Below are 25,131 nucleotides of genomic sequence, written 5' to 3'. Positions count from 1 at the left end.
GGGACGAACAGCGACGGCCACACTGCCGAAGTGCCCGGGCGAGATGCACTTCGCCGAGAAGAGGCATCAGAGAATGGCCCTGCGGGAGTACGCTGGTGTTCGCCTGAGCGGCAGGAACGATCCCGGCTTCCCCTCCGAACGAGGGCCTGCAACCCAGCACACGCGGCCCGGGAAGCTCGGAACGACGGCCCCGCTCAGGTCCGGCTTCAGCGGACATCGGTGCCCTCCAGCAGGATGTGCAGGCGAGAGCTTAGATTCCAGCGGCGGGCGAGGGTCTCGTCTGCGATCTCTCGCATCCGCGCCAGGACCCCTACCGAGGTGGTCGCCTGAGGCATCACCCAGATCGGTGCGAGACGGTACTCGGTCTCAAGCTTCGCGACCTCCTCCAACTCGGCCGGGTGCTCGACGACGAACTTGAAGGCGGCTCGCCCCGAGCTGTTGAACCGGCGGAGCGCCTCGGAGTTGATCCGCTTGCGGTACGGCAAGCCGGAGTTCGCGAGCTTGGGCGAGACGTTCCACTGCCTCACCGCGTTGAGCAGTCCGTTGGACGGGACAATGGTGCCGTTGGTCTCGATCTCGACCCGGCGGCGGTTGGCGCGGAACATGTCGGCGAGCCAGACCAGCCGGTCCATCTGCAACATCGGTTCCCCGCCGGTGATGACGACCAGCGGCGCGGGGATCGCGAGCACCTCGTGCACCACCTGCGCGTCGGTCATCCGGCGGGTGATGGCGGTCAGGTCATACCGGCTGGTGTCCCACGTCTCGGGGGTGTCGCACCAGGTGCAGGTCAGGTTGCAGCGGCTCAGCCGGAGGAATGCGGCGAGCTGCCCTGCCGATGGGCCCTCACCCTGGTAGGTCGGGCCGAAGATCTCGCTGATGAGGAGGCTCATGGCTCACCTCGGTACTCGGCCCAGGTGGACGGGGTCTCAGAGACACGGACGGCGTGCAGCAGACGGGCGACCGGCAGGTGGCCCGCACACCACTCGTAGATCTGCTTCGCCAGCCGTTCACAGGTCGGCTGGTCCAGGACGTCGTTGAGACAGCGGTGGTCGTAGGTGTCCATCAGGTGGTTCCGCACGGCGGCGAGCTCGCCGAAGTCCGTGACGAAGCCGTGGTGGTCGAGACGCGCGGCGGCCAGGTGGATCTCCACCACGTAGTTGTGTCCATGGTCCCTGCGGCACGGGTGTCCCTCGGGCAGCAGGTCGAGCCGGTGACTCGCGCTGAAGTCGAATCGTTTGGCGATCACATACATGGCGTCCCCGGGCTCTCGTAGTCCGTGGGGTCGGGCACCCGCGCCAGCCTGAACGCCTCCTTGCGCTCGGTGCAGGTGCCGCAACGGCCGCAGTGTCGGGGCCCGCCCTGGTAGCAGGACCAGGTGTCGGCGAAGGGGACGTCGAGGTCGGCGCCGAGCCGTACGATCTCGGCCTTGGTCATTTCCATGAACGGCGCGACGACCTGGAAGCCGTGCACCGTGAGTCCCTCGTTGGCCAGGGCGGTCATCCGCCGATAGGAGATGAGGAAGGGCGGCCGGCAGTCGGGGTAGATCGGGTGGTCGCCCGCGTGTGCGCCGAAGGCCACGGTGTCGGCCCTGCTGGAGACGGCCAGTGCCACCGCGATGTCCAGCAGCAGGGCGTTGCGATTGGGGACCACCGTGGCGCGCATGGAGTCGTCGGTGTAGTGCCCGGCGGGAACCGTCACCTGGTGATCGGTGAGGGCGGAGCCCGCCAAGAGCAGCCCCAGGTCTCGCAGGTCGAGCCGCACGTGGGTCGCGTCGAGCGCCCGTGCAAGGGCAGGGAGCCGGGCGAGCTCGACGCGGTGCCGCTGCGCGTAGTCGATGCCCAGCAAGGTGAGCCGGCCCGCGCCGGTGGACCTCAGCCAGTAGGCGAGGGTGGTGGAGTCAAGGCCACCGGAGGCCACCACGATGGCATGGTCGGCCTGACGTTCAACGGTGATCATCGCACCTTCTCCCTGAGAGGTGGGAGCGTGAAGCGGCCACGAAGGCCCATTCGGCAGGCAGCCAGCACGGTGGCGAAGACAGGCACTACCCGCGTGCCGATGGGCTCCTTTAATTCCGAAGCGCCCGAGGCCGGTTGTGGCAGAGCGAAGCCGACCGCCTTGCCGGGTACGCCTGTGTCGGCGGTCGTCGTGGGATAGGCACGGCATCGGCCGCCTGAGAGCTGCTGGACCAGGAGAAGTCCCCGCCCGCTCTCCTGGAACCAGGTGGCAAGCGGGTCGCAGGCGTCCGCGTCGTTGAGAATCTTGGAGAGTGCGCTCAGATCCCGGTCACCGTCAACGACTTCGCACCAGGCCGGCGCGCCATCCACGGTGATGATCCGCAGCTCGTACGGCGGGCGTCCGTGCATCTCGGCGTTCGCCGCAAGCTCGGCGACCGCGAGTTCCGCGTCGTCGATGTCCGTGATCGCGGTTCCCGCGTCCCGCAGCGCCTGGCGGACGATCGATCGGGCCTGATGCGCGGCAGCGCCGGGCTGCAGCGGCTGTGCGAGTACGTGAGGGTCTTGCGGCCGGATGGAAGGTTCCACGGCATGCCTCCGGATTTCCTGCGACCGGTCACGCGGCGGTCGCGGCTTCGTCACTAACTGCACCAGGAACACGACGATGAGTTAATGGCCGTGCGGCGTGAAGGTCATGAACGTATCGATCAGGTCGTGAAGGTCGTGAACGTTGATGCTTCTGACTCAAGCGCAGGTCAGAGGCCATGAAGCGGGGTTACTGTCCCACTAGGGAGGAGGGCTCGGATGACAGCGGCGCCTACTGCACTGGCCGAGATCTTGCAGCGTGCGGGCATGAACCCTCGACAGCTCGCCGCAGCGGTCAACGCGTGGCTGGAAGGACGCGGCCTCGGCGCGCGGCGCATCGATCCCACCGCGCCCTACGCCTGGGTGCGGCATGGGTACAAGCCGTACGAACCCCTGCCGTCGGTGGTGGCCGCGGTTCTCTCCGAGCAACTCGGGTACGCGATTCCGGTTGATCAGCTCTGGCCGGATCGACAGGCTGCGGCCGTTTCCGCCGCATCGGGTCTTGGCCAAGGCACGACCATCGACGGCATGCTCGCGTCGCTTAGCGAGTTGACGACGGTCAGCACCGGGAAACACGCCGATGTCACCGCCGCCTCCGGGCCGGACCTGGCGGCCGTGGTGCTCGATGGCCTGCACGTGACCCTGACACTGACGCGCCGGGGCGCGAGCCGGGAACGGGTGCTCGCGCCACAGGTAGAGCTGATCGGCGCACACGTCGCCGCACTGCGCAAACTCGATGACCGGCACGGCGGCGGCGTGCTCAGCCTCCGATACGTCACCAGCGAGCTGCGTAACATCCTCGACCTGGTGCAGTCCGCCGACTACGAGCCCGCCGTCGGACGCGAGCTGCTGACCGCTGTCGCCGATCTCGCCCAGCTCGTCGGCTGGGTCCACTTCGACGCACACCGGTACGGCGCGGCTGAGCGATACCTGCTGCTCAGCGAGCGCGTCGCGCGTGGGCTGGGCGAACTCGGCCGCGCCGCGAACGCCATCGGCATGCTGGCCTACATCTCCGCCTTCGCCGGTCACGGCCGTGAGGCGGTCCAGATCGCTACGGCAGCCGAACGGTCCTGTCCTTCCGATCCCGTGCTGCGAGCCAGGATCGTCGGCCGCGTCGCCACAGCGGCAGCGGCGGCAGGCGATCTGGCAGAGTTTCGTGAGGCATCGGAGAAGGCGCGCGAACTGCTCTCCTCAGCCCAGGATTCGCCGACCTACCTTTACTACATGGAGCCGGCACAGCTCATCGCCGAGGCCGGGCAGGCGCTCGTCGTCCTGGGCGAGTCCGCGACGATCTACCGTAAGCGGCTGCTCGGCGAGGCGATCGCCCTGCTCGCTCCGATTTCGCAGGCAGGGGCTCGGCCGGAGTACCCGCGCTCGGCCATGCTGCACGGCGTATTCCTCACCAAGGCGTACCTACTCAGAGGCGAGGTAGAACCGGCCATAGGAGCCGCCAGGGCCACCTTGTCCCGGTTGAGCGAAGTCCAGTCGATCCGGGGAATCACCTATCTGCGGCGTCTGCGCCCGGCCTTCGCCCGACGCAGCCGCTCCCCGGTAGTGTCCGAGTTCCTTCCCGAGTTCGACAAGGCACTGATGCACCGATGACCAACCTGCACCATTTCGTCCTGCGAACCCGCGCGTACGACCATCCGCACTCCGCTCGCCTGGTCCGCGCGCTCTTCGACGACCAGACCGAGCGGTACGGGTACGCCGACCCCTTCGAGTCCGACCCCGCCGTCTATGCCTCGCCTCGTGGCCTGTTTCTCGTCGGCTATCTCGATGACGTCCCGGTGGCGTGCGGCGGATACCGCACGTACGACCTGCGAACCCGCACTATTGAGATCAAGAAGATGTACACGCTTCCGAACCTGCGCGGGCACGGGCTGGGCGAGCGCATCATCACCGAGCTGGAACGGCATGCTCTCGCGCATGGGGCACAGCGCTCCATCCTGGAGACGGGGGTGCGCAACGTCGCCGCCCTCGCCCTCTACATCGGAAACGGATACCAGCCGACCGAACGCTACGTCCGGGACCGCGACCCCGCCATCAACCGTGCGTTCATCAAGGACCTCGCCGGCTGTCCTGCCATACCCTGAGCAGCTCCGACTCCCGCTCGGCGCTCATCCCGTGCTCGGCGGCGCGCTCATGCGCGACGGGAACACCGCCTTCCCGCATCCAGCGCCACGTGTCCGCCACGGTCTCGCGCAGCGGACGACAGACCAGTCCTGCCTGTCGCGCCTTATCGGTGTTCATCGCCCACGCCGTCGGCAGAGTCCGCCAGATCGGAATCTCCGTCCACTCCCGCACCCCGCGCTCGGCCAGCCACGCCTCATCCACCCACACGAACTCGGCCGTCGATCCAGTGGCGTCTCTGCAAGCCTGAAGTAGATCACCGTAGGTATCGCGGCCGATTGGAGTGGCGACGTTGAACGCTCCGGTGGCATTCGCCGTGACCAGGTCCAGTGTGAACCGAGCGACGTCTCGCACATCGACGGGCTGGATGTACCGGTTCGCCGGAGCAGGCGCGAGTACCGCGCCACCCCGTTCGACTCGCTTCAGCCACCACGGCAGACGTCCCACGTACTCTCCGGGGCCGAGAATGACATGGGGGCGAATGAAAAGGGCGCTGTCGCCGAACTCCCTGCGGATCGCCAGTTCGCCTCCCACCTTCAACGGGCCGTAGGCATCCGGGTCCCAGTGCCGTGTGCCGGGATCGAAGTCCGGATCACCGTCCCACTGAGCAGCAGTTTCATCTACCGGCTGGTACGGCCAATCTCGGTACACCGAGATGGTGGACACGAAGACATACCGTCCTACTGCCTGGCTCAGGGCTCGCGCGGTGTTGCGCACTACGACGGGTACGGCACCGGCGACATCAACGACTACATCCCAAGGCCCGCGAGCCGCAAGCCGGTCGAGATCCTCTAAGCGTTCCCAGTCCCCTCGGACCAGACGAGCCCCCGCCGGGGGATCTATGCTGCGCCCGCGGTTGAAGAGAGTGACCTCCTCTCCTCGCCGAAGAGCTTCCCTAACGACAGCGCGACCCACAAACCACGACCCGCCTAGGACCAGTATTCGCACCGCCTCATGATGTATCGGGATCGGCTCCTGTTGACTGAACATCACTCAGATGGGTCGTTCGCAGCTGCAGATTGCGTGTACCACTTCCCCTCTTCGATCGGAGAGGTCACCTGCCTGCGTCTGGCTTCAGCAGCAGAACTTCAGGTAGTCCTGCAGGTGACCTAGTATCCGTGTGATGCTCTCGCGATCGCCCCGGTAGAGCACTTCCTTGCCGTCGCGGCGGGAGATGACGATGCCGCTGCGACGGAGGAGGGCGAGCTGCTGCGAGGCGGCGGATTGGCTGATGCCGGCGCGTTCGGCGACCTGGTTGACCGACAACTCGGCACCTTGCGCGAACAACAGCATGATCTGCTGGCGTCCGGGGTTGGCGAGTGCCTTGAGGAAGTCCTGGACCGCCTGCGGCAGCTGTGGCACGCAGGCGGGGTTCGCCGTCGCGGCTGGTGGTGTCGCGGACTCGCCCATGCCGATCCGCCGCAACGCCGAATCCAGACACGCCACCAGCGTGCCCAGGGTGCGGTCCCAGACCGGGATCACCACCCGGAACCGTGACCAGGACAGGCAGGCGCACCACAACCACGTCCGCCGCCCGCCAACTCGCGGCCCCTCACCCCAATCGAACTGCAGCCACATGCCCGGCTCAGGGATCCACGGCCGATAGGTGCGCCGCCGACTGGCCCTCCACGCGGTCTTGGCCGCGTTCACCGCCCGCCGGGTCGAGCGCGGCGAGCCGCGATAGCCCATGGCGGTCAGCTTGCCATGCGCGACATCAGCACGGATCTTCGCCTTCGACGCCTCCACCCATTCCTCGATCTTCTCCAGGAACGGGTCGATCAGCTTCGGCAGGGGCGCCCGCTTATGCGGGTCGAGCCCCAGATCCCGCAGCTCGACATACCGTTTCACGGTCTTGGGATCAGCTCCGGTCAGCTGCGCGGCCGACCAGACCGTCTTGGTCAGGTCGTATGCCTCAAAGATCTTCATGATCTCCCTGTCAGACTTGGTCACGGGACCTCTTCGGTCGGTTTGCGAAATGCGGCAAACATCAGCAAACCGGTCCGGGGAGGTTTCCCTGAACAGGACGGAGATCAGGACACCCGGGGCCATCCACCAGGAATTTCCGTGGCCATCAGCCGGGACTCAACTGGCCGCCCACCACGAGCTTGTCATGGCCGTCGGCAATCAACCCTGCTCTGGCCTGCATCGGTCCTGAGGCTGGTTGCAAAGGCTGAATGAGATCGAGGAGCGGATTGAGGTCGGGAATCGCAGTACCTGGTGCGACGGTCCAGCCCCACTCCCTGTTGTCGCTGTCCCACGATTCTTCCAGTTGCGGGAACGGATTGGTGAGACCGATTTCGCTCGGCGCACCTGGGACCTTGGCCGCAAGGCGGGGTACCCGCTTGTACCAGAGGTCGATGATCAGAACGTTGTAGCTACCAGGGCGTTGGAACGCGATGTAACCCTTGTTCATCACCTTCTGCCAGGCAAGTCCGCGTTCTTCCACCGCCTCTGCTACGGTCTCGACGAGGAGACGGCCAATCTCGATCCGCTCCGGGGGGATGCGCAGCTCTTCCGCATAGCCGCCCCAAGTCCAGTCCGCGCGGATACGGGCCTGGCGCGCAGCTTTGATTTGATCATTGGGCCGGACGATCACGTTGAAGTTTGGCGCGGGCGAAGAATCACCGATGCGTAGCGCTTCGACTTGTACGCCGAAGAAGCCAACACCCTCGATGGTGTTCTCATTCAGCCATGCTAGGGCCGCTGCGTGCTCATCGGTAATGGAGTGAGCCACCCATATCACGTACTGCGCCTGAACGCCGGCGCAGTACGTCAATAATTGCCCGAGATGCGAATGATCGGTTTGATCCAGCTGATTCTCTACGGCGACGACTCGCCCTTCGGCGTCCTCTAACAGAAGGTCCAGGGAATATCTGCCCACCGGATACTCGCGCTGCTTCAACACCAGTGCAAGCCCGACCGCCTGGCCGAGTACATCAAGGTTATCCGCCAGCCACGGCGTGAAGTCTGAAGCCTCGTTCGGCCATACTGCACGCAAGGGCACGGGCTCCAACCTCCCGACACTAACCATAGTTTAGTCGTACCACCTAAATGGTGATCAAGCTAGAGGTTCACAGACCTAAGCCGTGCAGCACCGCGAACAAGCTAAAGTACGACCGCCCACCGCCGGAGATCGGGTGCTGGCCGTAGGGCCAAGCGGTGAAGCCGGCAATTGCTCATCGCGCAGGTAGGTCAGCTTTCCGGACGCTGCGGCCTCGCTTCATTGGCGCCAGCAATTCGGGCGTTCCTTAACTGTCGAGATGCTGCACCTTAATCAATAGCGAGGACTCCTTGAGTCGCGACCTGTGGCGGCGAACACCCGGGGCTATTGCTGGCGTGGCACTTCCGGGTTAGTTATGAAAGGTCGGGATCGCCCACTGGGGAGGACTCAAGGTGACGCAGCACTCGTTGTTCGCTCCAGATCCGGATCAGACCCCAGTGAAACCTGTTCATCCAGGCGTCGAACAGATGCGGTTGCTCATCACAGTGAAAGCAGCGCCGAATCCGTCCGCGTCGTACGGGGAGACGGTGTGCGTCGCTGCTCTACGGCTTGATCTCGGGAAGGAAGGGTGGGTGCGGCTTTACCCGATTAACTATCGAGAGCTCGATCAGCCGAACAAGTTTAAGAAATACGACATAATCACCCTTGACGCACGACCGAACCGCAGTGATCGACGTCCGGAAAGTTGGCGGCCTGTTGTCGCAACCGTCACCAAGCAGGGTCACCTGCCGACGTGGAACAGGCGACTGCCCTACGTGCGGGAACATATTCATGGGACAATGTGCGGACTCTTGGAGGCAGTCCGTACGAGGCCTCCAGGCCGGTCACTGGCGGCCATCCGTCCGCGCGAGGTCACCGGTTTCGACATCGAACCGCATCCGGGATGGACTTTCGATGAACGGGTGAAAATCGACAGATACGTCAGCCAGCTGGACCTGTTCGAGTCGGCTCCGCGCACGGCGCTCCAGGCTCCGCGGTTCAAGGCGTGGTACCGGTATCGATGCCATGAGGCGCGTTGCTCGGGCCATCGCCAGGGACTTCTGGACTGGGAACTGGTGGCGTTGCAGCGCAACCTGACCGGACTCGACGACCGTGAGGCCATGCAAGCTCTTCGCAAACGGTGGCTCAGCGAAATGTGCGCGCCCAGCAATGACGTAGTGTTCTACGTCGGAAACCAGGCCAAGCGTGAGCACGTCTTCAGCGTGCTCGGCGTCTTCTATCCCCGCCGTTAGCCGATGCCGGCTGGCAACCCCCTGCCGGATGTGAGCCGGTCCAGGAGAACGTGCCGATGGCAACGGAACTCGTCGGTCTCAAAGCACAACAAAGCCACGATGCTATCGTTTGCTGCAGCGGCGATCTCATCGAGTCGAGCATCGGCATCAGCGCTATCGATGATTTTCGCATATATCGCGCGAGCCGCCATCAGCTCATCGTGAGGCCCGGCAAACCCGGGCCGATTCCACTTAGGATTGCCGAGTTCACGTGCGTGGACATAAGCCACCCCAACATCGGCCAGCGCATTGCTCAGCGCGGTCTTGCTGAAGCCACGCTTCCGCGAGATGGGATTGAGGCGCACATCAACGATGGTTGAGACGTCGTGCGCCTGGACGCGTCGCAGGAACGATGCGATGTCTCCCACACCCTCGTACCCCATGCCGATCAAGCTGTGTGGCTTCATGCTCATGGCGTCTACCCTTACACAGCGATCTTCGCTGTCAATCGCGATCGACTTACAAGGCAATCACGTTGGTCCCGTACACACTGATATGCCACGACTTCTGTGTGGAAGAATCCCCACGCTCTGTCATGGGTTTGTCCAGTAATCGGTGCATCTCGGTTGTGAAGGGGATCTATCGGGCAGTCGGGGTCAAGCGGCCTTCGAAGGTGATGGCGAAGGCGTTCAACGCGGCTTCCACCGGGTGACCCAGCGTTTGCGGCCCTTCCCGGTCGGGTCCAAGCTCATGACCGCGATGTGCACGCACTTGAGCGTGGCCTGCTCGTTGGGGAAGTGGCCGCGGGCCTTGACCGCCCGGCGGATGCGGGCGTTGACCGACTCGATCGCGTTGGTCGAGCAGATCACCCGCCAGATCTCGGCATCGAAGGTGAGGAAGGGCACGAATTCGGCCCAGGCGTCCTCCCACAGCCTCACGATTGCCGGATACCGGCCGCCCCAGACCTCCGCGAACTCCAAGAACCGCTCCAAGGCAGCGGGCTTCGGTCGGAGCGGTATAGACGGGCTTGAGCGCCTTGGCGACGGCGTCCCAATGCTGGCGGGCCTAATCGCATGTCCGCGGGCCAAAGCGCTTCGCCCGTCGGTGCCGCCCGTTGCCTGCCACTGGTGTTCGCCGCAGGTGCCGCCGTCAGCGTGTTAGGCGGCATGATCGGTCTGGGGGGAGCTGAATTCCGACTACCACTGCTCATCAGCCTGTTCGGGTTCGCCGCTCTGGCAGCGGTCATCATGAACAAGGCAATGAGCCTGATCATGGTGTTTACCGCGCTGCCCGCCTGGCTGATGGCGGTACCCCTCACCGACCTGGCCGTGCACTGGACCGTCGCTGCCAACCTATTGTCCGGGAGCCTGTTGGGGGCCTGGGCGGGCGCGACGTGGGCCGTGCGCATGCACACCGCCACCCTGTACAAGGTGCTCGCCGTGCTGATGATGGGCATGGCCGCCGCCCTGGTGCTCGCCCACGTAACCGTTCTGGGCACCTTGGAGCTGCCCGGCCCGGCCCGGGTGGCCGCCGCTGTCGCGGCTGGGTTCGGCATCGGTGTGGTGGCCGCCATTATGGGCGTGGCAGGCGGCGAACTGCTGATTCCTACGATCGTGTTGCTCTACGCGACTGACATCAAGATCGCTGGCAGCCTGTCCCTACTCGTCTCCCTGCCTACCATGCTCGTCGCTTTCGCCCGCTACAGCCGTGATGGCAGTTTCGCCGTCCTGGTAGCCAACCTACGCTTCGCTGCCGTCATGGTCGTCGGCTCGATCACGGGCGCGCTCATCGGTAGCCTGTTGCTGGGAGTCATGCCGGCCCTGGTGCTCATCCCCGTTCTGGCCATCCTCCTGCTGATCTCAGCCGTCAATGTGGCCCGTCATGGGTGACGGTGTCGGTCGAGCATGATTGAACCGGATTCGCGCGAGCGGCCCGGCAGGTGACGATAGGCCGCGTGCTCTTGTGCTGGCTGACTTTCCACTGCCCTGCACTATGCCTTCATTCGGCTCGATCAACCGCTGAAATGACCGATGGCACACCGATGGGTAGCCGATTGAGAGCGGTCAAGAGGCGTGGCCTGGACTCCCAGGTCACGGTCGGGCGGCCATAACCGATCGGTGGCCCGACTGAAGGGATGTCCTTGCCCATCAGAAGATGGAAGGGTTGAGCAATTTCCTTTGGCGGTCGCACCTTCAATGTCACCCTCCGCTTTTCCGTGAATTCATATCTGTCGCATCAAAAGGCATTCCTATCACCTTGTCGTTATGGCGGAGCGCTTTGTGTGCGCGCGCCGAGGTTGCTTGGCGTGCAACAATTTGTGGTGTTGAGATTTGCGATTCTATTGCCTGGGACGCGATCGATGTCGTTGTGTTGCGTGGCGCGAGTAGATGGAATGGATCTATCAAAGGAAAGTGCGGCGTATAAGAGCGTCGCATCAGAACAGTTCGGAGATAGATCATGTCGAGTCTCGCTGCCGGTAAATCCGTTCCCACCAATGTTCCTGGAGAAAGGCTTACGTCGGAAGACATGGCGCGCGTGACGCCGGACGACTGGACGGAAATTCAGCGGTTGGCACGGGGCTACTGCCGTACGGTCGACGCCACGCGATCCCGCAAGCGCATGGACGGAAGCGCCACCATCGTCAAGCAGGGACACGCGCCGTACGGGACAGATGACGTCTCGGATGACGTCACGCAGGACGCCGTTCTCCTCTTCGCTCAGCGGCTTCGGGACGTTGTCGCGTCCTGCCGTGCGGCTTCCGAGAGCACGCCCGACGCTCTGGCGTGGGTCTACGTCCGCCGGGACGGCGCGGAGATGACGATCACCAGGACGACGCTACAGCGGTGGGCCGTCCGGGATGCGGCGGCGCGGAACGGGTACCGGATCGACGTGCCTCCGAGCGAGATCGACGCCACGCCGGGCGCTCAGCTCATGCGAGGGCTGCCGCATGCGGAGAACGTCGCACAGGCGGCCGTGGCGTTCTGCGTCGCGCAGAACAGCGCCACCATCTTCCGGCAGGCTTTCGGGGACGGCCAGGACTTTCCTACCATCACGGAGGTCATGGAGCTTGCTGCGCGGGCCGATGATCTGGGGCGGGCGGGGATCTTGAGCAAGGTGGCGCAGAAGCGTTACGGCGGCGCGTACGGTTCCCGGCGGGCCGTGATCCGGGTACGGGAGGCGGCGCGGGTGGAGTGGCGGGAACTGTCCGAGCGGCTTGACGAGGCCCGGGACACGCTGACGTACGGCGATGCGGAAAGCCAGGGCGACTGACCCACGAGAAACGCAGAGGGCCTCAGCGGAGTTCTGGGGCCCTTTGTTGTACCGGTGACGCCGATCCCATCTTGCTGGACTCATGAATTGTTGGAGTCACGGACGGTTGAGGGCCTCCGCTAACCGTATTTAAGTGAGATCGAGATTCGCCGGTAGCGCTCGACGTGAACGGTGATGCTCCGCTTCTCACTTGTCCTTATACGCGGCTCGATATGGATGCGTCGCGAGCGGACAAGGGAGGCTGGGACGGCCCGTCGTTAACGGAGGCGTGCGACTTGGAGAACGCCGCCGGGTGCGGACGGTCGGGCCGTTCTGGTCACCGTATTAAAGGGGGAGGACGCGTCACGGGAGTGCAGCAACGCGAGCGCGTTCATATGGCGTGATAGTTCAGGTTGAGTTGGGTGATCCTTCCCGCTTCCTTGACGCGCCGCACCCAGGAAGGGGGACCGTTGGGTGTTTCACAAGGACAACAGATCGCCGACGCTATCGAGCAGGCCCGGCACGCCGACTACTCGGCTTCCGCAGAACTGGTGTGTCAGGTACAGCGTGGCGAGCGGCTCACTTCTCAGATGTTGTTCTCGGTCGCATACTGCGCCGCCGTACGGGTCTGGTGGGAACAGGTCGACACTCACATCAGCCGAGAGGGTGCCGAGGCGGCGCACGCTGTGCGGCGGGTACGCGTGCGGGCGCGGCACTATCTGACCGGGCAAACAGCAGCCGCTCGGCCGGGGACTCTGTTCGATCACGCTTTGGCCCACGCCTCACGGACGGCCGCACGCCAGTTTCTGGCCACTACAGGGGAACTGCTCGCCTCTCCGAAGTCTGTTGGGACGCCCTCTGAGGGCGCTGTCCTCGACATCGCCGGTCACGGGTCTGACCAGCCCCGCTGACCTCACTTCATTCGCCCTCGCATGAGGGCTTTTCTCATATCTGGAGGTACCTCATGACCGCTGTATCGGAGCCTGTCACCGAGTCCATGCCTACCATCGTGATCACGAGCCCGGCCGACGCCATCGCCGTCGTGCCGTACATGATCGGCTTCCATCCGTCGTTGAGCCTGGTCGTGTTCATGATCTCCGACGACGGGCGCACCGCAGCAGGCATCCTTCGCTTCGACCTGTCACAGGAGGCGGAGGAAACCGCAGAACAGACGACCCAGGCCGCTCGGCTTCTGGTCCGCAATGGCATCCGGCAGGCACTGCTTGTGGGGTACGGACCTGGGACCCGAGTCACGCCGGTCATGGACGCCGCCATGCAGGCCATGTGCAGCGCGGGGATCGGCGTTGGAGACGCTCTCCGCGTCGAGGACGGGCGTTACTGGTCCTACCTGTGTCCGGACATGACCTGCTGTCCACCCGATGGGGTGGCGGTTGACGTGTCCGGCAGCGTGCCCGCCGCGACAGCGGTACTGGCCGGCATGCGTGCCCTCCCTGACCGTGCGGCACTTGCCGCGACCTTGGACCCATCGAGCGGCTTCGATCAGGCTCATGGCTACAGCACCATGCAGCAAATGTGCGCTCATGCCCGGCAACTGATCGAGGAAGGCCATGACTGGTACGGCGAGGGCGTCGCGCGGGTCACCGAAGCTCTGGATCGCATCCGGGACGGTCAGGATCTCGATGTTGAAACGGTGGCCTGGCTGGGCGTTGCGCTGACCTCGATCGCGGTCCGAGACTTCGCGCTGACCCGCATCGAGCGCTACAGCGCCGACGTACAGGTGCAACTGTGGATGGAGGTGACCCGCAAGGTTCCACCCGCATTCGGCGCCGCTCCCGCCTCACTCCTGGCCTTCGCCGCGCTGTACCGGGGAGACGGTGCGCTGGCGGGGGTCGCCATCGAACGGGCGTTGTCCGCCGATCCTGACTACAGGTGGGCCCTGCTGCTCAGGCAGGCGATCCAGGTGGGCTTGCCGCCCGCCATGATGTTCGGCATCGACTGGGGTGAGCAGGAGGACGCGATCGCCGCGCAGGCGCGCGAATACCCCAGCTTCGCCCATCCGGTACTTCCGGCGGGATGGTGAGCGCGGTGGCGTACGCCTCCATGCGGTCGGCCGTCCGCATCGGAACGGTCGGCCGGCTTGTAGACAATGACGCCGACACGATGCCCGGAACTCCCAGGCTGCGTCGCAGAGGCATTCCGGCACCGTCGGCCTGGCCTGTTCGTGACCGTCTGCGTGCCGCCGCCCTCAACAGCGGAATGAACTGGCCCGACGAGCAGGCCATGATGAATGTGCGTTCGGCGGGCGCCCCTGTCTACTCCAGTAGCGCCGATCTGGCATTGGCCCTGGTGATCCTTGCTGCTACCGGTACGGTGTCGCCAGACCTGCTCTCCGGGATCATCACCTTGGCCAACAAGGTTTATCAAAGAGCTGAAGGTCCGCTGCGCACCCCTTGCAGGAGGCAAGAACAAGCGGGTGTGGTCCCTGTTTCGATCGTCTGGCGTAGACAACCGGCGATCATCGGGGGTGCGTTTATCATTTCCGTATCGGGTGCACGCTCAACTGCCCGCCCAGGCCAGGGCTGCAATTATCTCGCCAGATGAGAATGCAACGGCTTTGTGCGCCCTCGCAGTGAGTAACGCTCAATGTGTTTTATCTTCTGTTGGCTGCCGGTTCCTGGATATTGCCCTTGTTGCATTTCATTGGCTCCGCCGTACTGAGAGCGAAGGTGCCAAGATGCTCTCTCTTGGTCTCCCATGCGGAACGAGCCTCCTCTTGGTCGGACGCGGTGTCGAGCAACCGGTTGAACCAAGCTAACTACAAAGAGCAAAGGAAGGGCCCTGGTGGTCAAGTTGAAGCCGTGTCAGCGGAACAAGTGTCGACGGCGGGGCTATTTACCTTGTTCCTTCCTTCTCGAAACTGACGTAAAGTTCGTCGGCTGCCACCTCGATGCACAAGCAGATTCCGTCGAAATTGGCTACGACGCCGATCTGTTTGCCAGACTCCTCATCAAATATTGGCCTAACCTCCGAAACGCGCCGTCCGATGATCTGCCGATAGCCGGGTTCGTCGGCAAGGTCAAAGGCAGTATATTTGCCGTGCTGCCTGACGTAATGCTCATTCTCCTCACTCAGAGGAGCGGTAAACGGATCTACCCACGGCCCGGCTCTTCCGCGCAGAGACTCCCCATCGGCGCCGACTTCGAAGCGTCTACATGTTCCATCTGTGAACGTAAGCTCGACCAGTCCTTCCTGCTTCTCTGTCGTTCCCTGGAACTCGTAGAACGTGGCCCTGACCTGAGTCAGGCTCTTGCCGAGGAGATCGACTCCGATCAACTCATTTTCTTGGCCTTCTTGAACCATTTGCTTCCCGCGGTGTCTGGAAATGCCGTCACGAATGTCCCGTCTGGTTTGAGGATTACCAGGATCTTGCCTTTTCGGTAGAACCAGTAGCCGCTCCCTCCTCCGCGATTGGGGTTCCAATCGCCGCGCCGAACTTCATCTGGATTAGTGTACACATCTTTGATGGTGCGAGTGAACCATTCGCGAGCTTTGGGGTCTCCAGCATTCAGCCCGAAGTCTTCAGCATGCCTGCCCCATTTCTTGCCGAACTGTTTTCTGGAGATGCTTAGGGGAGGGCCGGTGAAGCAGGGGCCAGCATTATGGACAAGAACGTTCTCGCCGCCGGCGCCGACATGGTAAGTAGGGATGCGGCTAACCGATAGGTTATGAACCGGTCGATCATGTGCGATCCAAGACTTAATGGCAATGACCTGCACATGTGTGCCGGTATTTGTCTGCAACCACGATCCCGGCCGGAGGTCCGCAGCATCGGCCCAGACCTTTAGGTTTGAAACCCAGAAGGGGTGCTGGTCAGTGGCAATGATGATGCCGATGGCGTTGCCATTTTTCCCGTCAACGTCAATAGTGATCTGGACAAGGTGTTTGGTGCCCTTGCTTGCTATGAGCGCGATGACTGGTTGTGCTGAAGGTTTACCGGTCTTCGGATCGGTGGCAAGAACCTTGTCGCCGACCTTCACAGCTTCGATGGGCTTGCGTGTGCCGTCCGCCATCAGCACGAGGGTGCCGGGGACGAAGCTGCTACATTTCTTGAGAATCTTGAAGAATTTGCCGACAAACTTGCCGACCTTCGTGGTCGGGGCTAGATCGGCAGTCATTGATATGCATGAGACCCAAGATCCTTCAAGGCACTCTCGTGCGTCGCTCGCTACAAAGTCGATGGCCTTGTATAGGTTCGTCTCTTTGAGCCAGTCTTCATCCAGTTTCTTCCACTGCTCGGTGGTTATTTCAAGTGCCCCCGCGAGTTGGGTGCACGCCTTGCCGTGTGAGGCGACGAATGGGACGCAGTCGTTGATGAACAGCTGCATCAACTGGACATCGATAGCGGTGTTGCGCCACTCCTTACATTTCGCCTTTCCGTGCTTATTTTCGCATTTCAGCCACTTGGCGTCATCGCCTGCCTTCTTGCAGGCGATCGAGTTCTTCTCTTTGGGGCTGCTGCAGCCGTGGTCGGGGCGCAGACCTTCTGGATCCGACTGTCCGATGGGGTCGTTGCCAGCGTAGCTGTAGGGGTTGAGCCACTGAGGCTTTTCGAGACTGAGGAGGGGATCGGTGGAGATGAACTTGGCGATGGCAGGGTCGTAGAAGCGGGCGGACAGGTAGGTCAGGCCGGTGGATTCGTCCTCGATCTGGCCGAGGAACCCGCGGTCGGTGGACGGCAGGTCGTCTTCGCCCCGGCGCTGGCCGTAGGGCAGGTAGCGTTCCCGCCGGATGTTGCCGGTCGCCGCGTCGATGGCCAGTTGGGTCGAGCCGTGCAGGCCCGAGGCGAGCCACGTCAGTCCGGTGCCTGTGCGCATGGCGACTACGGTGCCGTCTGGGCCGGTGTAGTAGCGGGTGGCCTTGACCTGACCGCCTGAGGCGGTGATCTCCATGGAGCCGAGGTAGAGCGTTGTGGCGCCACCGGGGTCGCGGCGGATGAGCCGTTCGCCGTCGGCGTCATAGGCCATCGAGGTGTCCTGGCCGTCGATGGTCGCGGTCTCCAACTGGCCGAGCGGGTTCCAGGAGAAGGTGCCTTGCTTGCCGTCCACGGTGCGAGCGGTGAGTTGGCCCGCATCGTCATAGCTGTAGGTATCGGTTCGGCCGGGACGTGTGATGGCGGTGACCGCGTTCGGACGTACCGCGTTCTGGCCGGAGGCAGGGTAGGTATAGCCAGCGGTGATGCCAGCGTCGGTTAGAGCGGTGATGTTCCCGACCGCGTCGTAGGTGAAGCTCTGGTCGTAGGGGTCGACTCCCTGATCGTTGGAGCCGAGCCCGCAGTTGAGCGCAGTGGTGGTGTAGGCGGAGGTGAGGCGGTGCAGTCCGTCGTATCCAAAGCACTCGGACTGGCCAGGGGTCGCACCGGAGACGGCGGAGGTGGCGTCCAAGATTCGGGTCAGATCGCCGGCCTGGTTGTAGGTCAGATGGTCGTCTTGAGCGAGTTGGGGCGCCGTGGTGTCGGCTTTGGTGGTGGTGGTCAGCCGGGTCAGCCAGCCGGTCTGCTCATCCCGCCCATAGGCACGCTTGATTTGGGCGTTGGCACCGTATGCTCGTTCGGCCAGGCGGGCGGTAGCGGTGTAGGCGGTGTTGTTGACGTAGGTGGTGCCGCCCCCGAAGTCTGAAGTCATGCCACGGGGTAGGCCGAGGCCGGTGTAGGTCAGGCTGAGCGTTTCAGCGGGCAGACCACCGGCGGCGGGCAGGCCGGCGTGGGTCTGGTTGCCCGCCCGGTCATAGCCGACGGTAGAGACGTAGTCTCCGGCCAGGAGCCCCTCAGCAGCGGGAATGGTCAATTTGGAGCCGGTCGGACGGTATGCGGCGTCGTAGCCGGTGACCGCATCGACATATGCTTCGCCGTTGAGGTAACGGGTAGCGGAGGTCGTCTGCCCCTTGGCGATGGTGTCGTAGATCCATTTGGCGAGTTGGGTGCCGGTGCCCGCCTCACCGGACCACTGACCAGTGCGCCGTCCCAGGTCGTCGTAGGTATAGGAGATCTTGGTGTCGTTGCCGTCCAGGCTCCACAACTGGCGACCGGCCGCATCGTAACCCGCGCTGAACGATCCGGAGTCTGGGTCGGTGCCAGAGACGCGGCGACCGAGCAAGTCGTAAGTGAAGGTCCGAACGTTGCCCTTGGCGTCGGTTACGCGAGTGAGGTTGTCGCTGTGGTCATAGCCGTAGGTGGTGTCGTGGTGAGTCGTGCCGTCGACCCATTCCTCGATCTTGGTCGGCCGGTCTCGCGCATCGCTGACCGTGGCGGTCTTTCCGCCGATCGGGGGGGTGACTTCGACCCGGTCGGCACCGGGATAGGTGGTGCTGATGCGGCGCAGCTCACTCGCCAGGTGGTGATCGATACGTGCCACCGGGCGTTCCAAGGAGTCATAAGCCGACTTGGTCCACTGCGGCAGGCTCGTGACGGCCGGGTTGAGTAGTCCGCTGCCCGGCTCGCCACCGTTGTGGGCGGGCTCGGATTCGACCGTGGTCAGTCCGCGGGCGTCGTAGCCGGTAACCGTTACGATCCGCCCACCGGCAGGAGAGACGGTCTGCATCTCCCTGGGCCGCCCCATACCGTCGGCGTAGGTGTAGGCGTTGATGTAGCTCGCGGTCGCTCCGCTGCCGGACAGAATCCGGCGTGTCGTTGTTCTTGCCGGTCCGGTCACCAGGCCGCTGCTGCCGGTGGGGATCTGATAGGCGAAGGTCGCCGTCGGAGTGCCCCCGGTACGGGGCTCGCTCGGCCCCCACAGTGCCGACGTTCGCCCTAGTGCGTCGTAGTCCATCTCGACGACGCGGGCGTTGGCATCTGATATCCACCCCGGCCTGCCATTGTGCGCGACGTTGCGTGTGGTGATCGTGTGGCCGAGCGGGTTGGTCACCGTGATGCCGGTACGTGGCCAGCCGGTCGCTGGGCTGTAGGCGGTGGTACTGACCTTGCCCAACTGGTCAGTCACTGATACAGGACGCCCGTAATCATCGAAGGTCGTTTGGACAGCGCTGTACTGAGAGCCGCTACTGAAGGCGCGCTTCTCCGTGGTATTGCCACGTGTGGGCGTATTGGCCGATGGTGTGGTGGCACCGTCGTACAGTCTGATCGACCTGCCGAGCACCGTCCCCGTCGCGCAGTCGTCTCCGGCTCGGCGCACTTCCTCTGCGGTCGGACTGAGAATCCATTTCGCGGTGTTGCGGGCGTAGCTGGTGCGCGTGCAGGTGTTGTCGGCGGCGGTGGAGGTGTCGCCGTAGTCGTTGACATCGGCCGGCAGGCCGTAGGTGTCGTAGGTGGTGCGCTGGTCGGTGTAGCGCCAGCCGGTGGTGGCGGCTTCGCGGGTGACCTCGCGGCTGGTGCTGATCATCAGCGGGTCGTGGATGCCGGGGCCGGTGCCGGTGGAGGTCCGGACGTACTCATACCGGGTGGAGCTGACCTCGGTGAATCCGCTGGGGCCGGGGCCGGTCGGGGAGGTCGGGGTGGTGGTGACGGTGGGAGTGGCGGTCACCGTCGGTGTGGCCGTCACGGTGGGCGTCGGGGTGGTCGCACATACGCCGAGGTCGCGCCAGGTGGTACTGGCACCGGGTTCGGAGAGTGTGGGGGCGGTCGCCTCCCAGTGGTGGTCCTTCCAGGTGACCCGGTCGTTCTTGATGTAGAAGCCGCCGCTCTCCCACAGGGGATAGGTGCAGGCCAGGGTGCGCTCGCCGGCGCCGGTGAGGAGGTTCACCAGGCGGCGGGCGGGGGCGACGACGGCTGCGGCCACCTTGATCCCCTTGCCGGACGGTGCTGCAGCCGGGGCAGGGGCGTTGACGGTTAGGCCGCCGGTGGTGACGGTGGTCGCGCGGAGGGTCTGTTCCTGGAGGGTACGGCCGGCCAGGACGCGTAGGTCGTTGTGGTTGGTGCCGTCGAAGTCGGTGACGGTGGCCTGTTTGGTGGTGCCGTCGGCGCGGGGGTCGTCGTACATGCCGCGGAAGTAGGTGGCGCTGGTGACGCTGTAGTCGTCGGGGCCGGGTCCGTCGCCGGTGATGGTGCGGACGGTGCCGTAGCCGCGGAAGTCGTCCCAGTCCTCGTTCAGCCGCTTGCAGTACTGGTTGGCGGGAAGCCCGCAGAAGGTGCCGTTGACCGTTTCGGCGTCGTTGTAGTTGAACGGCCGCGCCCACGCCGGGGTGCCGACGTACTGATAGCGGGTGATCACGTCGGGGGAGCCGCCGACCAGGTCCTTGTCGGTGACCTGGGTGGCCAGCCACTTCATGTACACCGCGCGGGCGGTGCGGGCGATGCCGCCCTCGTCGTAGTAGACCCCGAGGGTGGCCTGGTAGCAGTCGCGGGCGTTGTTGTCCCAGCCGGTGGCCGGGTAGCCGGACGGCACGGGGCACGGGTTGGCCTGGCCGTAGGAGACGTCGGTGCGCCCGCCCAGCCCGTTGTAGACGGCGGAGATCCGGGGGAAGCGCAGCCGCGCCTTGCCCTGGCTCTCGTTGTAGTCGGCGCGGTTGTCCAGCAGGGTGGCCTCGAAGTCGACCGGTGGCAGCGGGATGTCCGGGCCGCTCCCGGCCAGGCCGACGGTGCGGATGGTGTCCAGCCACAGCACCGGCCCGCCGGGCGGCAGCGGGTCCACGATCTGGGTGTAGACCCACTTGTAGCCGAGTTCCAGCCGGGTGACCTCGTCCCATCCACCGGAGGTGTTGGCGGTGGAGGTGACGATGGTGTTCAGCCGTTTGCCGGTGAAGAACGTCGGGCCGGGTGAATCGCAGTTCACGAACTCGCCCGGGGCGGGGCTGGAGCAGTCCAGATCACTTGGCGTGTCGTCGTCCCAGGGGACGCCGGAGGCGGGCGGTGTGCCGCGATCGACCGCGTTGAAGGTGACCCGGGCGATCGGTGTGGTGCCGGTGATCAGCTTGTTGTGGCCGTACTCGACCTGCTGGAGGTAGCCGCCGCGGTCGTAGGCGATCCGCGAGTCGGCCGGGTCCCACGGCCCGCCGGGGTTGCACATCGCGCCGTGGATGATGCAGTACCAGTTCTCTTCCCGCTGGTAGCGGTAGTCCACCAGGTTGCCGTTGGTGTCGAGTTCCTGGTCCAGGTTCCAGCGCCACGGGGCGAAGCAGTGCTCGTTGGGGTATTTGTCCCGGCAGGGCTCACCGGTATCGTCGCCGAGGTAGGGGGTCTGCCACATCGAGTCGCGGCGGTAGCCGAACCGGTAGGCGTTGCCGTCGATGGTGGTGACCAGCCAGAACGGCTGCTGCGTGACGCTGGAGGTCAGCCGTTCGATCTTCCACCCGTAGTCCTCGGCGGTCTTGTAGGCGCCGGTCGCCTTGTCCTTGACGATCGTGGTGGACTTGCCCTCCAGCGACACCACCAGATGAGAGGTGGTGTAGTCGGTGGTCGTGGCGTCCCCGTCGTTCTCGTCCGGCGACTCCCAGCACAGGTCCTTCCAGTCGAGCTGGTCCCCCTTGTAGGTCTCGGCCGCGTCCTCCGCGCACGGCCGGAACCGCTGCTCGATGTACCCGGCTCCGACGTCCCAGCCCATCCCGGCCACCGAGGCCTGGTTGTTGGTGTAGTTGGTCAGGCCGTCGATCGCCGACGACGAGTACGACAACGCCAGTTCCGGGCCGGGGCCGTTCACCGACGGCGGCACCGGAATCGGGTAGGAGTAGGAGAACCCGCCGCCGGAGTCGCCGGCCTGCCAGGTGCCCGCCGCCTTCAGGTCGGTCGCGGCGAAGTTGCCGGTTCCCGCTCCGGGGTCATCGGCCGCCGCCGCCGTGGTCAGCACGTACACCGAGTCGTCGGCATCGACCGTCGCCTGGATGCGGCCACGCGCCTGGTCGTTGCGGACCGCGATCCTGCGTGCGGATCGTGCCTGGCGCACGCAGGTCTCATCGGGCTTCTGCTCCAGCACACAGGCAGGCATCCGGGTCATCGCCAGGCGGGAGACGGCGGTCGCCGGGAGAGCGTCACGAAAGCCGGAGTAGTCAAGCGCCAGGCGGACCTTCCCCGGGGTCGTCACGCCGTCGGCGCGGGCTGTGCGTACGGCCATGCCGACTCCGCCGAGCCGTTCGGCCACCTCGCGGCCGTAGGTCTGGATCCGGACCTTCGCCGGGCCGTTCGCCCCGGCGGCGGCGACGATGACCGGCGTCCCAGGCACCGGCGCCGGAGTGGCCGCCACGGGCACGTCCCCGGTCGCGGGCTTCGGCCAGTTCGGCGGGGCCTTCTCACGTACCGGCGGAGGGGCGTCCTCGGCACCTGTCGTGTCGGCGACTTTCTGGATCTCGCGGCCTTCGACCGATTGTTCCGAACCGCTGGGGCCGCGATTCGCATCGCTCAATACGATGACCCCGGACAGGGCCACCGCGGCCACCAGAATGCCGATCAGCCATAAACGGGCACGCGAAAAACCCACGCCGCAGCCTCCAAAAGCGAATGAAACCTGCGACGCCGGTCGGTCGCCGCTGTCAACGTAAAGGTTGAAAAACGAACGATCAATTGGAATATCGATCAGCGATGGCGAGCGGTCAAGGCGTTCGGTGCAGTGTCGTGGTCACGCGGTGTGGTTAGGGACGCGGGCGATCGTCGTGATGAGGGTCAACGGGCAGGTCAATCCCTGGTCAGCTTGCGGGTCAGCCGGGATTGCGGAGACGATCACGGTTTGATCACAGATGCCGACGTCTGGGTGCACGTCGCCCTTCCCCTTCCCGGGGCCGCACGCCCCCCGGTGCGTGTTTCTGCGCCCGTGGCGGAGCGGCGCGCTGCAAGCATTGGGGTGGAGGGTGACATGAATGAGGCGACCGCGCATCTGTTGTTCGACACGGTGGAGCGCTTGGAGAAGAACATCATGGTCCGGGAGTGCCCGGCCCTGGCCGTCGTCGAAGGGACGAGCAAGCTGGTCCTGAGTGACTACGACTACCTGCGCGACAGTGCCGCTGCGGTGGCGTTCGAGACCAGGGCTGCCGATAAGGCGCGGGAGATCGAGGTCGTGCGCTGGGTGTTCGCGGTTCCGCAGGTGTGGTTGTTCACTCCGCCGAGGACGGTCGCCGTGCGGGCGGTCTCCAACCATCCTCTGAGGGAGGGGGAGCAGGAGGCGATCACCTGGATGAGCTTCGATCGCGAGGATGGCGTGGACTACGGGAGGGTCGCCTACGCGCGCCGTCCCAGCGGGGAGCCGGTCTTCGAAGAGCCGGAGATATTTGAGGTGGGGATCCGGCCGAGGGAGACGATGCCGGGCTTCCTGCTGTTGCGCCGATGCCTGGAAGAGTGATGAGGGCCGGGTGCGAAACCGGCCCTCGGACCAACATCAGTTCTTCATCAAAGGAAAGCCGAAATCGGTCGCCACGACCTTACCTTCGGTGACAAGGCGCTGCCAGGACCGCGGATAGCGGAGTGTCGAGGCCGGACGAGGCCGATGAACTCCCGTTCCCGGTATGGGACGCCCGCCCAACTTTCGACCCGTACGGTGCTGCCCGTGGACGGGGCATGGACCATGCGGGTGGCGTCGATCGCCAGGCCGACGTGGTGGATGGTCGCCGGGCTGGCCGGGTTGAACGCGAAGAAGATGAGATCACCAGACCTGATCTGACTCCTGGGCACGTGCACTCCGGCTTTCCACTGCGCGGAGGTGTCGCCACCGATCCGGACGCCGACCCGCGACCACGCGTACTCGGTCAGGCCAGAGCAGTCGAAACCCCGTGTGGCGGCACCGTGCCCGATGCCCAGGCTGGGGCCGTCCGGTCCGCCGCCGCCCCAGGAGTACGGCACGCCGCGCATGCGCAGCGCGGCCTGCACGGCGACCACGCCGAGTCCCCTCCCGGCCAGGGCCATGACCTCCTCTCCGCACTGTCTCCCCCCGCCGCATACGCCGGCCCCAGGGGCGATGGCGTAATGGGCGCCAGCGGACATCCCGGCGAGCAGGACAACGCCGGCGATGAGACCGCCGCCCACGGCGATGGCCGGGACCAGTCCGGCTTCCTGCGTCATCGGCGTCCCTCCGCAGGGAGCTGAGGCCAGTGATCGGCGAGTGCGGCCAGGCGGAGCCGTCCGTCTCTGCGGTTGTGCGGGAGCCAGATCGCATCTGCGGTGGCGGCACGGGCCACGGCGGTCGCGCATGGCACTGCCGTTTGGGTGGCACGGAGCTGGAGCCGGGTGTGGAGGCTGGTCTCTCGTCGTGCGGAGCTGGTCAGGAACAGGACGGGGGTGGTGATCCCGCTTGCGGAGGCGAGCGCGGCGTAGCCGTGCAGTTTGGCCGCGACTCTGTCGAGGGTCTCGGTGCCGGTGTCGTATTCGAGGAAGAAGTCCAACGTCCGGCCGTCCTCGGTCCAGCGGGCGTAGGCGTCGGGCCGGACGTGTTTGCCCCATTGTGCGGCGCAGCGGGCCTCGGGCCACCAGGTCGAGAGGTGGCATCCGTCCGTCTGACGGGCGGTGCCGTACAGGTCGGCGAAGACCTCGTTGGTGCCGACCGTGTGCGCGAGACGCTGGCTGAAGGCGATGGTCAGGGCGCGGTCGCGGCGATAGCCGAACTCGGGCGGCTCGACGCCCTCCTCAGCGGCCAGGACGGCCGCGCCGGATTCGCCGAGCACGTAGTGCCAGGGTGCCGAGCCGACCGGAGGCTTGGGGCGGAAGCGGTCCAGGACGCCGAGGCGGTGGAGTTTGACCAGCCGGTGGCGTGCGGTGCTCGGGTCGTTGAAGGCGATGCGGGTGACCTGGTGACCGGTGAGGACCTTGTGGTCCCAGACCAGGCGAAGCAGGTTGCGGTCACGGCCGGTCAGCCGCGTGGCCAGCGACGCCAGCACGCGGGGCGTGTAGTGCTCGTTCATGAGTTTCCTCCTATTGGTCGCTGCCGCGGGTCGTCCTGCGGCAGGGCTTCGGGGCGGGCGCGGGTACGGCCGTGCGCCTGTGCGGCGGCGGCCCGGATGCGCTGCGGCAACTCCGGGTCAGGGGAGGGAAGGGGGCAGGTGCGCAGCGTGAACGGCGGGGTTTCCGCCGAGCTCACGACGAGGCGGGCGGCGGCCTGGAAGGCGCCCAGATGGG

21 protein-coding genes and 1 pseudogene are annotated in these 25,131 nt (G+C 65.1%); 8 read left to right on the top strand and 14 right to left on the bottom strand.

Translation table 11 applies throughout. The annotated features are described in order from the left end of the window. Positions 1–206 precede the first annotated feature (206 nt). The 4 genes from P3X83_RS41140 to P3X83_RS41125 are packed head-to-tail and all read right to left on the bottom strand — an operon-like array spanning position 207 to position 2,612. Positions 207–890, bottom strand: a complete 684-nt coding sequence (locus P3X83_RS41140) for a 7-carboxy-7-deazaguanine synthase QueE (protein WP_277310864.1) — start codon at positions 888–890, stop codon at positions 207–209. Beyond that, positions 887–1,252, bottom strand: coding sequence for a 6-carboxytetrahydropterin synthase (locus P3X83_RS41135; RefSeq protein WP_277310863.1), 366 nt, complete (start codon positions 1,250–1,252; stop codon positions 887–889). Before P3X83_RS41135 ends, P3X83_RS41140 begins: the two co-directional genes overlap by 4 nt. Further along, positions 1,243–1,956, bottom strand: a complete 714-nt coding sequence (gene queC / locus P3X83_RS41130) for a 7-cyano-7-deazaguanine synthase QueC (protein WP_277310862.1) — start codon at positions 1,954–1,956, stop codon at positions 1,243–1,245. Before queC ends, P3X83_RS41135 begins: the two co-directional genes overlap by 10 nt. Further along, complete coding sequence (locus P3X83_RS41125; protein ID WP_277310861.1) at positions 1,953–2,612, bottom strand: ATP-binding protein; 660 nt, start codon at positions 2,610–2,612, stop codon at positions 1,953–1,955. The genes queC and P3X83_RS41125 overlap by 4 nt, the downstream gene beginning before the upstream one ends. 144 nt (positions 2,613–2,756) lie before the next feature. Between P3X83_RS41125 and P3X83_RS41120 the strand changes: the two genes are divergently transcribed. Together P3X83_RS41120 and P3X83_RS41115 are read left to right on the top strand one after the other, a co-directional pair. Then, complete coding sequence (locus P3X83_RS41120; protein ID WP_277310860.1) at positions 2,757–4,139, top strand: hypothetical protein; 1,383 nt, start codon at positions 2,757–2,759, stop codon at positions 4,137–4,139. Beyond that, a complete protein-coding gene (locus P3X83_RS41115; RefSeq protein WP_277310859.1) occupies positions 4,136–4,630 on the top strand; it encodes a GNAT family N-acetyltransferase in 495 nt (164 codons plus the stop codon). Before P3X83_RS41120 ends, P3X83_RS41115 begins: the two co-directional genes overlap by 4 nt. Here P3X83_RS41115 and P3X83_RS41110 read toward each other — a convergent pair. The 3 genes from P3X83_RS41110 to P3X83_RS41100 form a co-directional block, all read right to left on the bottom strand. Then, positions 4,596–5,657, bottom strand: a complete 1,062-nt coding sequence (locus tag P3X83_RS41110; protein ID WP_277310858.1) for an NAD-dependent epimerase/dehydratase family protein — start codon at positions 5,655–5,657, stop codon at positions 4,596–4,598. The genes P3X83_RS41115 and P3X83_RS41110 overlap by 35 nt on opposite strands. An 84-nt stretch (positions 5,658–5,741) precedes the next feature. Continuing rightward, positions 5,742–6,617: a metalloregulator ArsR/SmtB family transcription factor gene (locus tag P3X83_RS41105; protein ID WP_277310857.1), complete on the bottom strand. Its 876-nt coding sequence runs from the start codon at positions 6,615–6,617 to the stop codon at positions 5,742–5,744. Positions 6,618–6,738: 121 nt separating this feature from the next. Beyond that, a complete protein-coding gene (locus tag P3X83_RS41100) occupies positions 6,739–7,671 on the bottom strand; it encodes a hypothetical protein (RefSeq protein WP_277310855.1) in 933 nt (310 codons plus the stop codon). A 389-nt stretch (positions 7,672–8,060) separates the two neighbouring features. Here P3X83_RS41100 and P3X83_RS41095 point away from each other — a divergent pair, with 389 nt between their 5' ends. After that, the gene (locus P3X83_RS41095; protein ID WP_277310854.1) at positions 8,061–8,900 is read left to right on the top strand and encodes a hypothetical protein; all 840 of its coding nucleotides are present in this window, start codon (positions 8,061–8,063) and stop codon (positions 8,898–8,900) included. Here P3X83_RS41095 and P3X83_RS41090 read toward each other — a convergent pair. Further along, positions 8,897–9,352: a DUF488 domain-containing protein gene (locus P3X83_RS41090; protein ID WP_277310853.1), complete on the bottom strand. Its 456-nt coding sequence runs from the start codon at positions 9,350–9,352 to the stop codon at positions 8,897–8,899. The two genes, P3X83_RS41095 and P3X83_RS41090, sit on opposite strands and share 4 nt — an antisense overlap. Before the next feature lie 166 nt (positions 9,353–9,518). Continuing rightward, positions 9,519–9,944 (bottom strand): annotated as a pseudogene (locus P3X83_RS41085) (transposase); the annotation flags it as partial. Positions 9,945–10,006: 62 nt separating this feature from the next. Between P3X83_RS41085 and P3X83_RS41080 the strand changes: the two are divergent. From P3X83_RS41080 to P3X83_RS41065, 4 genes are all read left to right on the top strand, one after another. Next, entirely contained in the window at positions 10,007–10,768 is a 762-nt protein-coding gene (locus tag P3X83_RS41080; RefSeq protein WP_277310852.1) for a sulfite exporter TauE/SafE family protein, read from the top strand. 637 nt (positions 10,769–11,405) lie between these two features. Then, positions 11,406–12,149, top strand: a complete 744-nt coding sequence (locus P3X83_RS41075; protein WP_277310851.1) for a hypothetical protein — start codon at positions 11,406–11,408, stop codon at positions 12,147–12,149. A gap of 943 nt (positions 12,150–13,092) precedes the next feature. Then, positions 13,093–14,169 (top strand): DUF4192 domain-containing protein, encoded by a 1,077-nt coding sequence (locus P3X83_RS41070; RefSeq protein ID WP_277310850.1) that lies wholly within the window; start codon positions 13,093–13,095, stop codon positions 14,167–14,169. A 5-nt stretch (positions 14,170–14,174) separates the two neighbouring features. Further along, the gene (locus P3X83_RS41065) at positions 14,175–14,690 is read left to right on the top strand and encodes a magnesium chelatase domain-containing protein (protein ID WP_277310849.1); all 516 of its coding nucleotides are present in this window, start codon (positions 14,175–14,177) and stop codon (positions 14,688–14,690) included. Positions 14,691–14,981: 291 nt separating this feature from the next. Here the strand turns inward: P3X83_RS41065 and P3X83_RS41060 are convergent, their stop codons facing one another. After that, positions 14,982–15,422: a hypothetical protein gene (locus P3X83_RS41060; protein WP_277310848.1), complete on the bottom strand. Its 441-nt coding sequence runs from the start codon at positions 15,420–15,422 to the stop codon at positions 14,982–14,984. Continuing rightward, positions 15,419–22,510 (bottom strand): RHS repeat-associated core domain-containing protein, encoded by a 7,092-nt coding sequence (locus P3X83_RS41055; RefSeq protein WP_277310847.1) that lies wholly within the window; start codon positions 22,508–22,510, stop codon positions 15,419–15,421. Before P3X83_RS41055 ends, P3X83_RS41060 begins: the two co-directional genes overlap by 4 nt. Positions 22,511–22,882: 372 nt before the next feature. Between P3X83_RS41055 and P3X83_RS41050 the strand changes: the two genes are divergently transcribed. Next, positions 22,883–23,365 (top strand): hypothetical protein, encoded by a 483-nt coding sequence (locus P3X83_RS41050; protein WP_277310846.1) that lies wholly within the window; start codon positions 22,883–22,885, stop codon positions 23,363–23,365. Between the two features lie 47 nt (positions 23,366–23,412). Here the strand turns inward: P3X83_RS41050 and P3X83_RS41045 are convergent, their stop codons facing one another. From P3X83_RS41045 to P3X83_RS41035, 3 genes are all read right to left on the bottom strand, one after another. Next, positions 23,413–24,081: an NlpC/P60 family protein gene (locus P3X83_RS41045; protein ID WP_277310845.1), complete on the bottom strand. Its 669-nt coding sequence runs from the start codon at positions 24,079–24,081 to the stop codon at positions 23,413–23,415. After that, on the bottom strand, positions 24,078–24,917 hold the full coding sequence (locus P3X83_RS41040) for a replication-relaxation family protein (RefSeq protein ID WP_277310844.1): 840 nt from the start codon (positions 24,915–24,917) through the stop codon (positions 24,078–24,080). The genes P3X83_RS41045 and P3X83_RS41040 overlap by 4 nt, the downstream gene beginning before the upstream one ends. After that, positions 24,914–25,131, bottom strand: a 218-nt coding sequence (locus tag P3X83_RS41035) for a hypothetical protein (protein WP_277310843.1), incomplete at its 5' end; no start/stop codon positions are given. The genes P3X83_RS41040 and P3X83_RS41035, both read right to left, overlap by 4 nt.

Origin of the sequence: Spongiactinospora sp. TRM90649 (assembly GCF_029382225.1) — a bacterium.
Taxonomy (GTDB): Bacteria; Actinomycetota; Actinomycetes; order Streptosporangiales; family Streptosporangiaceae; genus Spongiactinospora.
Note: the sequence above shows the minus strand (reverse complement) of the source record. Positions and strands in the feature narration are given on the sequence as shown.

What these genes read in the sequence shown, in the direction of transcription:
- P3X83_RS41050 (WP_277310846.1), top strand. Translation starts at nt 22,883, where the DNA reads ATGAATGAGGCGACCGCGCATCTGTTGTTCGACACGGTGGAGCGCTTG.
- P3X83_RS41045 (WP_277310845.1), bottom strand. Translation starts at nt 24,081, where the DNA reads ATGACGCAGGAAGCCGGACTGGTCCCGGCCATCGCCGTGGGCGGCGGT.
- P3X83_RS41090 (WP_277310853.1), bottom strand. Translation starts at nt 9,352, where the DNA reads ATGAGCATGAAGCCACACAGCTTGATCGGCATGGGGTACGAGGGTGTG.
- P3X83_RS41140 (WP_277310864.1), bottom strand. Translation starts at nt 890, where the DNA reads ATGAGCCTCCTCATCAGCGAGATCTTCGGCCCGACCTACCAGGGTGAG.
- P3X83_RS41120 (WP_277310860.1), top strand. Translation starts at nt 2,757, where the DNA reads ATGACAGCGGCGCCTACTGCACTGGCCGAGATCTTGCAGCGTGCGGGC.
- P3X83_RS41075 (WP_277310851.1), top strand. Translation starts at nt 11,406, where the DNA reads ATGGCGCGCGTGACGCCGGACGACTGGACGGAAATTCAGCGGTTGGCA.
- P3X83_RS41115 (WP_277310859.1), top strand. Translation starts at nt 4,136, where the DNA reads ATGACCAACCTGCACCATTTCGTCCTGCGAACCCGCGCGTACGACCAT.
- P3X83_RS41040 (WP_277310844.1), bottom strand. Translation starts at nt 24,917, where the DNA reads ATGAACGAGCACTACACGCCCCGCGTGCTGGCGTCGCTGGCCACGCGG.
- P3X83_RS41070 (WP_277310850.1), top strand. Translation starts at nt 13,093, where the DNA reads ATGACCGCTGTATCGGAGCCTGTCACCGAGTCCATGCCTACCATCGTG.
- P3X83_RS41135 (WP_277310863.1), bottom strand. Translation starts at nt 1,252, where the DNA reads ATGTATGTGATCGCCAAACGATTCGACTTCAGCGCGAGTCACCGGCTC.
- P3X83_RS41110 (WP_277310858.1), bottom strand. Translation starts at nt 5,657, where the DNA reads ATGTTCAGTCAACAGGAGCCGATCCCGATACATCATGAGGCGGTGCGA.
- queC (WP_277310862.1), bottom strand. Translation starts at nt 1,956, where the DNA reads ATGATCACCGTTGAACGTCAGGCCGACCATGCCATCGTGGTGGCCTCC.